Origin of the sequence: Streptomyces sp. URMC 127, from assembly GCF_051386535.1 — a bacterium.
Taxonomy (GTDB): Bacteria; Actinomycetota; Actinomycetes; order Streptomycetales; family Streptomycetaceae; genus Streptomyces.
This window is the reverse complement of record NZ_JBPQTW010000220.1, coordinates 1-11129: the sequence shown is the minus strand read 5'-3', so window position 1 is coordinate 11129 and position 11129 is coordinate 1. Positions and strand designations below refer to the sequence as shown.

At 73.5% G+C, this 11129-nt stretch carries 9 protein-coding genes and 1 pseudogene; 4 read left to right on the top strand and 6 right to left on the bottom strand.

Translation table 11 applies throughout. The features are described 5' to 3' along the window. The 4 genes from ACSNOH_RS29305 to ACSNOH_RS29290 all read right to left on the bottom strand — a co-directional run. A partial coding sequence (locus tag ACSNOH_RS29305) for a TerD family protein (RefSeq protein ID WP_436724464.1) occupies nt 1–575 on the bottom strand: 575 nt, incomplete at its 3' end. Between the two features lie 117 nt (nt 576–692). Continuing rightward, a complete protein-coding gene (locus ACSNOH_RS29300) occupies nt 693–2234 on the bottom strand; it encodes a DUF6777 domain-containing protein (protein WP_436724463.1) in 1542 nt (513 codons plus the stop codon). Between the two features lie 67 nt (nt 2235–2301). Continuing rightward, entirely contained in the window at nt 2302–3915 is a 1614-nt protein-coding gene (locus ACSNOH_RS29295) for a protein kinase domain-containing protein (protein WP_436724462.1), read from the bottom strand. 152 nt (nt 3916–4067) lie between these two features. Next, entirely contained in the window at nt 4068–4832 is a 765-nt protein-coding gene (locus ACSNOH_RS29290; RefSeq protein ID WP_436724461.1) for a DUF72 domain-containing protein, read from the bottom strand. A 137-nt stretch (nt 4833–4969) separates the two neighbouring features. On the opposite strand from ACSNOH_RS29290, the gene ACSNOH_RS29285 reads away from it, so the two are divergent. From ACSNOH_RS29285 to ACSNOH_RS29275, 3 genes and pseudogenes are all read left to right on the top strand, one after another. Further along, nucleotides 4970–5449: an HIT family protein gene (locus tag ACSNOH_RS29285; protein ID WP_436724460.1), complete on the top strand. Its 480-nt coding sequence runs from the start codon at nt 4970–4972 to the stop codon at nt 5447–5449. Nucleotides 5450–5536: 87 nt separating this feature from the next. Next, nucleotides 5537–6178: pseudogene (locus ACSNOH_RS29280) on the top strand (phosphoribosyltransferase); the annotation flags it as partial. 17 nt (nt 6179–6195) lie between these two features. Then, complete coding sequence (locus ACSNOH_RS29275) at nt 6196–6471, top strand: DUF1876 domain-containing protein (RefSeq protein ID WP_302866729.1); 276 nt, start codon at nt 6196–6198, stop codon at nt 6469–6471. Between the two features lie 46 nt (nt 6472–6517). On the opposite strand, the gene ACSNOH_RS29270 is transcribed toward ACSNOH_RS29275, so the two are convergent. Then, nucleotides 6518–7801, bottom strand: coding sequence for an erythromycin esterase family protein (locus tag ACSNOH_RS29270; protein ID WP_436724459.1), 1284 nt, complete (start codon nt 7799–7801; stop codon nt 6518–6520). Nucleotides 7802–8033: 232 nt separating this feature from the next. Further along, nucleotides 8034–9392 (bottom strand): radical SAM protein, encoded by a 1359-nt coding sequence (locus ACSNOH_RS29265; protein WP_436724458.1) that lies wholly within the window; start codon nt 9390–9392, stop codon nt 8034–8036. Between the two features lie 247 nt (nt 9393–9639). Between ACSNOH_RS29265 and ACSNOH_RS29260 the strand changes: the two genes are divergently transcribed. After that, nucleotides 9640–11052, top strand: coding sequence for an amino acid permease (locus ACSNOH_RS29260; protein WP_436724457.1), 1413 nt, complete (start codon nt 9640–9642; stop codon nt 11050–11052). Nucleotides 11053–11129: the final 77 nt, after the last annotated feature.

The window sequence follows — 11129 nt, the reverse complement described above, 5'->3', positions numbered from 1 at the left end:
GGTATGGCCGCCGGGGCCGGGGGCGCGGCCGGGGCAGGGACCGACTGGGGTTCGTCCACCGTGATGCCGAAGTCGGTGGCCAGGCCCTCCAGGCCGCTGCTGTAGCCCTGGCCCACCGCCCGGAACTTCCACTCGCCCTGGCGGCGGTAGAGCTCGCCGAGGACGAAGGCCGTCTCGACGGTGGCGTCCGTGCTGTCGAAGCGCGCGAGCTCCGTGCCGCCGGCCGCGTCCGTGACGCGGATGTACAGCCCCGGCACCTGCCCGAAGCTCCCGCCGTCGGCCGAGGCGGCCAGCACGACGGACTCGACGGACGGCTCCACCGCGGCGAGGTCCACGGTCAGGGTGTCGGTCGTCGTACCGGCGCCGGACGGCCGCTTCCCCTCGTGCCGGACCGCGCCCGAGGGGTGCACGGCCTGGTTGTAGAAGACGAAGTCCGCGTCCGAGCGGACTCTGCCGCCCGCGAGCAGCAGGGCGGAGGCGTCGACGTCCGGCACCCCGGGGGCCGTGTGCCAGCCCAGCTCGACCCGCACCGCCGGCGCCGGAATCCGGACGTTGGCACCCTTCAGCATCCCCATGCTTCCACCCCTATGGACGGTCTCTTGCTTGCGGGGGACAACGTATCGCGCCTGGTGTTCGTCCCCACTTGGCATGGATTGGGGAAGTGCGGGGGCCTCCTGTCCTTCTCCTTCGTGTCAGGACGCGCCGGTCACCGGCTTCTCGGGCCTCTCCGGCCTCTCGGGTTTCGCGGGCTTTTCCGCCGGTGGCGCGGCGGGCCTTTCGGGCTTCTCGGCGGGCGGCGCGGCGGGCCTTTCGGGCTTCTCCACCGGCGGCGCCACCGGCTTCTCCGGCTTCCCGGCGGTCGGCGCGACCGGCTTCTCGGGCTTTCCTGCCGTCGGTGCCACCGGCTTCTCCGGCTTCTCCGGCTTCTCCGGCTTCTCCGGTTTTTCAGGCTTCTCCGGCCTGTCCGCTGTCGGTGCCACGGGCTTGCGGGTCGTGGGCGCTACGGGTTTGCCGGGCGTCTCCGGCTTTAAGGACGTGGGCGTCACCGGCTTCGGTGAGGCGGGCGGCGCGACCGGCCGCGTCGTCGCGGGCCCGGGGGCCGGCGCGCTCATCCGGGGCGGTGTGGTGCGCGGAGCACCCGGCGTGGTGCTGCCGAGCGAGGGCTTCCTGGACGAGGTGCCCGGAGCCGTCGGCTTGGAGGGCTCCGTCGTCGGCCGGCCCTGCGCGGAGAAGCGGCCCGACGGTTCACCGGAACCGCTGGAGGACGCCCCCGGGCCGGAGGAGCCGGAGCCGGGCGAACCGGCCGACGGCTCCCCGGACTTGTCCTTCGGCGCCTTGGAGGACGGCCCCTTGTCCGCGGAACCCGGCGAACCCGCGGACCCGGCGGACCCCGCGGTACCTGGAGAGCCGCCCGCCGAACCCGGAGTGCCCGGAGCCGTCTTCGGTGGGTCCCAGTGGAAGGTCTTAGTGTCCTTGCTGCCGTTGCTGCCCACGCCGCGGTCGAAGGCCTTGTCGCCCTGGAAGGGGTCGACGAGCGGGATCTGCTTCACCGGGCCCTGTTCCTTCGTACGGGCCTTGACGACGATGACCTCCGTGGCGGCGAACGTCTCCCAGCGGGTGCCCGTGTAGCTCGCCGCCTTCGTGTCGACGACGGTGTCCGGCTCCTGGAGCGGATTGCCGCAGTTGCACTTGACGGCGGGCGCCGTGTAGTCGTCCACGAGGACGAGCACGCCCTTCTGCAGCACCGACAGGTACTCGCTGGCTTCGCCGTCGCGGAAGTCGTGGTTCTTGACGAGCGTGTCGGACTCCAGGCTCGTCTCGGTGAGGCCGTTGATGTACTCGCCGATCCTGCTCTCGTCGATGTTCTTCACCCCGGCCCACGCCCTGGCCTTCTCGGGGTCGTCGGTGAGCTGCTTGATCAGCGAGGCCTTGTCGCAGCGCGTGGCGCCCTGGACGCCGCCGAAGGTGCCCCGGGCGTCCCCCGCCCGTTCCCCGCCGCCGCGCACGGCGGTGCGGACGCCGCGCAGGTCGGTGTCCGGGTGCTCGGCGAACGGGAAGGCACCGGCCTCCCCCACGGCTTCCAGGACGAGCTGGACGGTCTTCTTGCCGCCGGACCCGCACCCGGCCAGGCTCGCGCCGCCGATCAGCGCGGGCAGCGTGAGGAGCGCGACGGCCCGGAGCCGGCGGCGCCGCGCGGACGGTTTGTGCTGTGTTCCTCGGAACGGACTGGCCACCAGCCGCATCTGCATCCCCCGAAAGCTGGTCGGTTCTTGCCTTCGTCGTCATTGCTTCGTTTGCTGCTCAGTGCGTCGCGCACTTCGTCACCCAGCCGCCGTTGCACGTGCTGCCCGGGTCCCCGGTCGGCCGGGTCGTGGGGTAGCCGGGATAGCCGGGACGGTCCGTGGCCTGCCCGGACGGGCCGGGCGGGGAGGGGCTGGCGTTCGCGGAGCTTCCCGGCTCGCCGGAGTCGTCCGGCTGCGAGGACTCTCCGGGCTGGACGGTGCCCGTGGAACCGCCGTCCGGTTGTTTTCCGCTGTCCCCGGGGCCTCCCGCCGACAGCACGCCTGCGACGGTGCCGCCCGCGATGAGGAGCAGCGCCAGCAGCGGTCCCAGGTAGACGGGCCAGCCGCGGCGCGGCGCCGGCGTCGTGCCGGGGGCCGGGCTCGGGTCCGGTGCCGGGTATCCGGGAAGAGGGGTCTGCACCGCCCCCTGGGCGCCCATCGGATACCCGGCATACCAGCCCCCCGCGCCTGCCGGTCCCCCGTGCACGTCACCGGACGTGCTCGTCGGCGCCCCGGCCGTCCCGGAACCGCCGCCCGTGCCGGGGCTTCCGGCCGCCCGGTGGCTCCCTGCCGACCCGGTCGAGCCCTGCATCGAGGCCTGAGGCGAGCCCTGATACGAGCCCTGATGCGAGCCCTGAACCGCCGGGCCGCCGCCGTACAGCGGTGCCGCACGGCCGGATCCGGAGCCGGCGGCCCCGTGGACCGGCGGAGGCGGCTGGGGCGGCCGGGCCGGGGTGGGCGTGGCGACCGCGGTGGGCACGTATCCGCCGGGCTCCGGCCCGGCCCCGTCGGGCTGAGTGAGCATCCGGCCGGAGGCGACGTCGTCCAGCAGGCGCTGTGCCTCGGCCGAGCCCATGCGGGTCTGCGGGTCCTTGCGCAGGAGGCCTTCCAGGAGCGGGGTGAGCGGCCCGGCGCGCCTCGGCGTGGGCGGGTCGTCCTGGACGACGGCCTGCAGGGTGCTGAGCGCCGAGGTGCGGTGGAAGGGCGAGACGCCCTCGACGGCCGAGTAGAGGGTGGCGCCGAGGGACCACAGGTCGGAGGGGGTGCCGGGCCGTTCCCCGAGGGCGCGCTCGGGGGCCAGGTAGTCGGGCGAGCCGATGAGGTCGCCGGTGCGGGTCAGGGTGCCGGAGCCCTCCACCAGGGCGATGCCGAAGTCGGTCAGCACGACGCGGCCGCCGGGCTCCAGCAGGACGTTGGCGGGCTTGACGTCGCGGTGCAGGACGCCGCAGGAGTGCGCGCTGCGCAGCGCCTGGAGCACCATTGAGCCGACCTTGGCGGCCTCCTTGGGGCTGAGGACGCCTTCGTGCTGCAGGATGTCGGCGAGCGAGCGGCCGCGGACGAACTCCATGACGATCCAGGGGCGGCCGTCCTGCTCGACCACGTCGTGGACCGTGATGACGTTGGGGTGGCTGATGCGGGCGGCGGCGCGGGCCTCCTGCTTCAGGCGGGCGTAGAGGGTGCGGACGTCCTGCTCGCGCATGTGGTCGGGTGCCCTGACCTCCTTGGCCGCGACCTCCCGGTCGAGGAGTTCGTCCACGGCGCGCCAGACCACGCCCATGCCTCCGCTGCCCAGCTGGTCGATCAGCCGGTACCGGCCGGCCAGTAACGGATGCCGCTGCTGCTCGCCGTCCACGGTCGGTGCGCCCCCTTCCCCGTACGCGCGGCCTCCCGGGCCGTGCGCGTTTTCGGGCCACACCGGCTGGGACGTGCCGGGTCCGGGCGGCGTTCCCGGTTCCGCTGCCGTCGGGGGGCACGCGGCGCACGGTGCGGCGCACCGGCGCGGGTTCAGGCGCGTGCGTCCGGGGTGCGGCTCACCTTGCGCCCGAGTGCGGCCGCCGCGCGGGCGAAGGCGGCGGCGTCGTGGACGGCCGCTCCGCCGGGGTCGTTGTTGAAGTAGGCGTACACGTGGGCCCGGTCGGGCCACGTGTCCGCGATGCGGCCGGCCCAGCTCGCGAGCGCGGTCCGGCCGTAGCGCGGCCAGGGCCGGGCGCGTCCGCTGTGGAAGCGCACGTAGCCCCAGGAGGCCGTCCGCCACAGCGGGGTGACGGGCCGTGATCCGTGGTCGGCCCAGCACAGGGCGGCGCCGTGGCCGCGCAGGACGGCCTCCACCTCCTCGGTCCACCAGGAGTCGTGGCGAGGCTCGACGGCGACGCGGACGCCGCCGGGGAAGCAGCCGAGCGCGGTGTCCAGGAGGGCGGGATCGGCGCGCAGGGTGGGCGGCAGCTGGAGGAGGACGGGGCCCAGCCGGGGGCCGAGCCCGGCGGCGTGGCGCATCAGCCGTGCGACCGGCTCCTCGGGGTCGCGCAGCCGCTTGATGTGGGTGAGGTAGCGGCTCGCCTTGACGGCCATGACGAAGCCGGCGGGCGTGCGGTCGTGCCAGTCGGCGAAGGTGCCGGGCGGCGGCAGCCGGTAGAAGGCGTTGTTGTTCTCGACGGTCGCGAACTGCCGCGCGTACTCCTCCAGCCACAGGCGCTGGGGGCAGCCGTCCGGGTAGAGGACGCCGCGCCAGTCCTTGTACTGCCAGCCCGAGGTTCCGACGTGGAGAGGCATGCGGGTCTTGTGCCCCGCCGGTGCGGGCGCCTCACGGGCCGCCCGTGAGGAACCCCGGATCGGCGGCGCGGTGCGGCAGGCGCGCGGTTCGCCGCGGGATCGCCGGGGGCGGGGGCGGTCTGCGGTTGACTGGGGGCATGGACGAGCCCGCCTGCATCTTCTGCGAGATCGCCGCGGACGGCTCCGCGGGGCACCGGGTCTTCGAGGACGCGGCGGCCGTGGCCTTCCTGGACGCCCGGCCGCTCTTTCCGGGCCATGTGCTGGTGGTGCCCCGGCGGCACGCCGAGACGCTCACCGACCTGTCCGCCGAGGAGGTGGGGCCGTTCTTCGCGCGCGTGCAGGCGATCACGGGGGCCGTGGAGCGCGGGATGGGCGCCGCCGGGTCGTTCGTGGCCGCGAACAACCGGGTGAGCCAGTCGGTGCCGCACTTCCACGTGCACGTGGTGCCGCGCAACCGCAAGGACGGCCTGCGGGGCTTCTTCTGGCCGCGGGGGCGCTACGCGTCGGACGAGGAGGCGGCACAGGTGGCGGCGCGGGTGCGGGCGGCGCTCGCGTCCGGCCGGGGGGCGCGGGGCCCGGGCCCTGAGCCGCCCGGCACACCGGCGGCCGGCTCCTGACATGGACGATCGGCGGGAATCTGACCATATTAGAAATATGGCTTCCCTCGTTCTCCGGAGTGCCGCCCCCGGGAGAAGGGGTGGATCATGAGATTCGATGACCGCGTGGAGGCCGGGCGCCGCCTGGCCGAGCGGCTGGGCCACCTGCGCGCCGAGGATCCCGTCGTCCTGGGCCTGCCGCGCGGCGGCGTCCCCGTGGCCTACGAGGTCGCCCGGGCGCTCGGCTCCCCCATGGACGTGGTGCTCGTGCGCAAGCTCGGGGTGCCCTTCCACGAGGAGCTGGGGTTCGGCGCGATCGGCGAGGGCGGGGTGCGGGTCGTGCACAGCGAGATCGTGCGCATGAGCCGGGTGGAGGAGGACGACCTCGCCGAGATCCAGCAGCGCGAGGAGGCGAACCTGGCCCGCCAGGCCGAGCGGTTCCGCGGCGGCCGTCCCCGTATCCCTCTGAAGGACCGCACGGCGATCGTCATCGACGACGGCGTCGCCACGGGGGCCACGGCGGCGGCCGCCTGCCAGGTGGTGCGGGCCCAGGAGGCCGCCCGCGTGGTGCTCGCCGTGCCGGTGGCCGCTCCGGACGCCGCGGAGGCGCTCCGCGCGGAGGTGGACGAGCTCGTCTGCCTCAGCACGCCGGCGGTCTTCTTCGCGGTGGGCGAGTGGTACCACGACTTCTCGCAGACCCCGGACGAGGAGGTCATCGACCTGCTGGAGCGCAACAGGGCGGCAAGGACGGATCCCGGAGGTGTGCGATGACCACGGAGAAGATCGTCGAGAGCCCCATCGACATGGAGTTCCGCGAGGCCGGCGCGCTGACCCAGGCGGCGGTGCGGCTGCACATGCACGACGGTACGGACTTCACCGCCGTCGGGACGACCAACCGCAACCCCGCCGACCCCTCCCAGCAGCGCGTCGGCGAGGAGGTCGCGGCGGCGCGGGCGCTGCGCGACCTGTCCGAGCAGCTGCTCGACAAGGCCGGCGTGGACATCGAGGAGGCCACGCACGTCGCGACCCGGCTCAACCACTGACCGCGGTCCGGGCCGGCCGGAGACCGGCCCGGACCGTCACCGCCGGTCAGACCTCGATGCCGTCGGCCACCCTGGAGGACGGCACGCACAGCATCCCGTCGAAGGCGTCGGCGACCGGCGTGTGCAGGTACGAGGCCTGCAGCCGCGTACGGTCGGGGCTGCCGTCGCCCTTGGGCGCCCGGCGCAGCCCGGCGAGGCCCGTGGCCCCGGCCGGAAGGGCTTCGGCGAAGGCGGCCTCGATGCTTCCGCGCTCGGGCGGCTCCAGCTCCGTGTCGTCGACGGTGAAGCCGAACGGGGCGCTCTCGTCCAGCGGCATCTCCGCCGTGCGGCCGCCGACGCACGACACCCCGAGGGCGAAGTAGTCGTCGCCCAGGGAGCGGTGGAGGTACTGCCCCATGGGCAGGGTCGCCGCCGACCCGTCGAAGGTGACGGGCTCCTTCTGGAGATGGGCGTTGTGGGCCATGAGCACGACGCGCGCGCCCGGCGCGGCGTGTTCCAGGTGCCACAGGACGGACCCGGCCATGTAGACCTCCCGGGCCGAGGTGTCGACGCTGAATCCGCGGCCCGCGAAGAGGTCGGCCATGGCCCGCAGGGTGTGGTCCGCCTGCGTCGCGGCTTCCAGCCGCCGGAGGGCGACCTCGTACGCGTGCCGGCCGGTCCGGGCGACCTGCAGGGGCTCGGTGGCGCGGAAGCGGATGAGGAGGCGGGCGAGGGCTGCGGTGAGGGCGTCCTGCTCGGCGGCGTCCAGGCGGTCCCACGCGGGAGCCGCCGCGGCCGCCGACCGGCCGGCGAACCGCTCGGCGATCGAGATGGCGGTCCCGGCCAGCGGCAGCGCCCCGGGGTCGGCCTCGGCGAGGTGGTCGGCGACCGGGCGGAGCGCGGGCAGGAGGGAGCCGCCCGCCGCCGGGATGTCGACGCCCGCGAAGCCGACGGGCCGGGCGGCGGTGCGGTTGTGCAGGCGGAGCGCGTGGAGCAGTTCCCGCGCGCCCATGGGGAGGTCCGCCGCGGTGATCCGGGCGAGGTCCTCGTCCCGCCCGGCGCCCCGCGCCCAGCCGTCGAGGGCGAGGGCTTCGCTGAAGCCGTACTCGAAGGCGAGGACGGTGAAGCCGCAGCGCTCGGTGAGAAACCGCAGGAGGCGCCGGCGGACGAGCCCGAACTCGTGGATGAAGTGCGAGCTCTCGCCGATGCCGACGACGCGGGCGTCGCCGATCAGGGCGCGCAGCGGCTCCAGGTCGTCGAGCGGGGCGTCCGGGTCGATGGTGGTCAGGGTGGTGGCGTGGTCGCGCAGCCACTGCGCGAACGGGTCACGGCCGGAGGTCTGGACGGGCATGCTGAAGGCTCTTCTCTCGGTGGAGGAACGTGCCTCTCGGGGGAGGAACGTGCGGATGCAGATCACCGGTGGGGAAGCGCGCACGCCGGACGAGCTCCCGGCGGAGAGCGGGGAGCAGGGAGCGGGGAGCGCGGCTTCCCGGAGGAGCGTCAGCGGAAGAGAGTGCCCGGAACCATGATCAGAGGTTAACCGGCGCCTCCGGCCGCGGGCAACGGAATTGACGGCGCGGCGCTCACGGCGCGGCCGCCGCCGGTTCGGCGCTCCCCTCCTGTTCGTCGTCGTCCGCCGGGAGGCTGTCCATGAAGGAGCTCACCGAGAAGACGGCCCGTCCCGGCCCGGCCGGCCCGTAGCCGGGGGGCGAGGTCAGCCCGTGCTCCTCCAGGGTCGCCCGGTACACCTCCAGGAGCCGCACGTGGTACTCCAGCGGCGCGCCCTCGGGGTTCAGCCGGCCCAGGGGCGTGGTCGGTTCGGGGCACCAGGTGCTGAACCGCGGGACGATGCCGTGGGACATGAAGAACCGCAGCCCCTCGGCGGTGGACGCGATCGCCTCGCCGACGGTGGCGAACCCGTCCGGGGCGGCCATCTCCACGCCGGCCACGAAGTTGGGGATGACGTTGCGGGCGCCGAAGACGTCGGCGGAGTCGAGGATGCGCCGGTGCCACTCGTCGCGGCCCACGTAGCGCTCCTTGCCCGGGCAGTAGAGCTGGAAGAGCCGCTCGTCCCACACCTCGAAGTTGGGGTGGTAGATGCGGATGCCGTAGTCGTGGAAGCGCTGCACGTCGGCCTTGGGGAGGGCCTGCGCGACGACCTTGCCGATCCAGCGGCCGGGGAAGCGCTCCTCGATGGCCTGCGCGTAACGGCCGTAGAAGTCGGCCTCGGTGAGCCCCCCGACCTTCGAGGTGATGGCGCCGCCGGTCAGCGTGTACGCCTGCGAGGCCCGGGCGGTGTCGTGGCGGTCGATGATCTCCAGCGCCTCCAGGACCTCCTCGACCGGCTTGACGCCGGTGTACGGGCGCCCGGCGGCCTTGTGCTGGCGCCAGTTGTGGTTGATGTCGCAGTACTGGCACTCCTCCTTGGCACCGAAGTACTGGCACACGCGGAAGACCGTCAGATAGACGAGGTAGCCCCACTGGATGGTGGGGGCGACCTCCATGACGGACTTCCCGTTGGGAAGGGTCTGCCGGTAGTAGTCCGGCATCGGCGGCAGGCCCACGTCGGCGATCCGGCGCCCGTCGAGGTAGAGGCCGAGCGCGCCGTCCTCGCCGGCCCGGACCCGGTACGGGGAGGCGGGGTTGACGCGGACGGAGACCACGGTGCGGCGCAGCTCGTAGGGGCCGCCGGTCAGCACGATCTCCTCCGGCGGGCGGCGCAGGGCGGCGGCGCCGAGCTCGGGGAGGGTGCGGTGGTCGAAGGAGAAGATGAAGTACGACTTGGGCTTGACGCCGCCGGACGCCTCGTTGCCGGTGTCGGTGAGCGCGGAGTCGTCGAAGGCCATGCCGCCGCGCAGCAGGTCCTCCTTGAGGACGGCTTCCCGCGGGACGTGCGGGAACCGTTCCATCAGGCCTTCGATCAGGTGGGTACGGCCGGTCATGTGCGGTGCTCCCCCTTCGTGCGTGCGCTGCGGGCGGGGTTCGCCCGTGATCACTGACGCTAGTCCTGCGCGGTGCGGGGCACGCAGCCGGGTCCGCCGTGAGGAGGCTGTACGGTCCTCGGATGAACTGCTGCGAAACGATCACCCTGGGTGAAGTGACTGTCCGGATAACGGACGAGTTAACCGGATCTCCCTCCGCCTGCACATACTCGAACATCCCGATCTCGCATGATGGACAGGCACGACCATGAGCCGGACAGACATAACCTCTCCCCCGCACACGGAGGGCGCCCCCGCACAGGGTTCGCCGCTCTCGAACGGGCTCAAGCAGCGGCACCTGTCGATGATCGCCCTCGGCGGCGTCATCGGCGCGGGCCTCTTCGTGGGCTCGGGCGCCGGCATCGCCGCCGCCGGCCCGTCGATCGTGCTCGCCTACGCCGTGTCCGGGCTGCTCGTGATGTTCGTGATGCGGATGCTCGGCGAGATGTCCGCCGCCAACCCCGCCTCCGGCTCCTTCTCCGTCCACGCCGACCGGGCGATCGGCCCGTGGGCCGGCTTCACGGCGGGCTGGATGTTCTGGACGCTGCTGGTCGTGGGCGTGGCCATCGAGGCGATCGGCGCCGCCCACATCGTGCAGGGCTGGCTCCCGGGCACCCCGTCGTGGATGTGGGTCCTGGTCTTCATGGCCGTGTTCTGCGGCAGCAACCTGGCCGCGGTCTCGAACTTCGGCGAGTTCGAGTTCTGGTTCGCCGCCCTGAAGATCGGCGCCATCGGGCTCTTCCTGATCCTGGGCACGCTCGCCGTCCTCGGCGTGCTGCCCGGCAACGACTCCCCCGGCGCGGCGCACCTCCTGCACGACGGCGGCTTTCTGCCCACGGGCGTGAACGGCCTGCTGATCGGCCTGCTGGCCTCGCTCGCCGCCTACGGCGGCCTGGAGACGGTGACCATCGCCGCCGCCGAGGCGAAGGACCCGGTGCGCGGTGTCGCCAAGGCCGTCAGGACCACGATGTGGCGGATCGGCATCGTCTACGTCGGCTCGATGCTGATGATCGTCACGCTGATCCCGTGGAACGACAAGGCCGTCACGGAGAGCGGCCCGTACGCGGCCGTGCTCGACCGCCTCGGCGTCCCCGGCGGCGGGCAGATCATGAACGTGGTCGTGCTGATCGCCCTGCTGTCGGCCATGAACGCCAACATCTACGGCTCCTCGCGCATGGCGTACTCCCTGGTCACCCGCGGCCAGGGCCCCAAGGCGCTGGGCAAGGTGACCGGCGGTGTGCCGCGCCGCGCGGTGCTCGCGTCGTCCGCCTTCGGCTTCTTCGCCGTCCTGCTGTCCTACTGGTATCCCACCACGGTCTTCGCCTGGCTCCTGAACATGGTCGGCGGCGTCGTGCTGGTGGTGTGGGGCTTCATCGCCGCCTCCCAGCTGGTGCTGCGCCGCCGCCTGGAGCGCGAGGCGCCGGACACGCTCGTCGTGCGGATGTGGGCCTTCCCGTATCTGACGTGGGTGACGCTGGCCGGGGTCGTGGGGGCGCTGGTGCTCATGCTGCTGGAGGACGACACGCGCGTGCAGCTGTTCTCCACGGGCGGCCTGGCACTGGCGCTGGCGCTGGTGGGGTACGTGCAGCAGCGGGCGGCCGGCCGCCGAGCCGGGCGCTGAGCCGGGCGCTGAGCGCGCGGCCCGTACGGCATACACGGCATACGGCGAAGGCCGGTTCCCTCGATGAGGGAACCGGC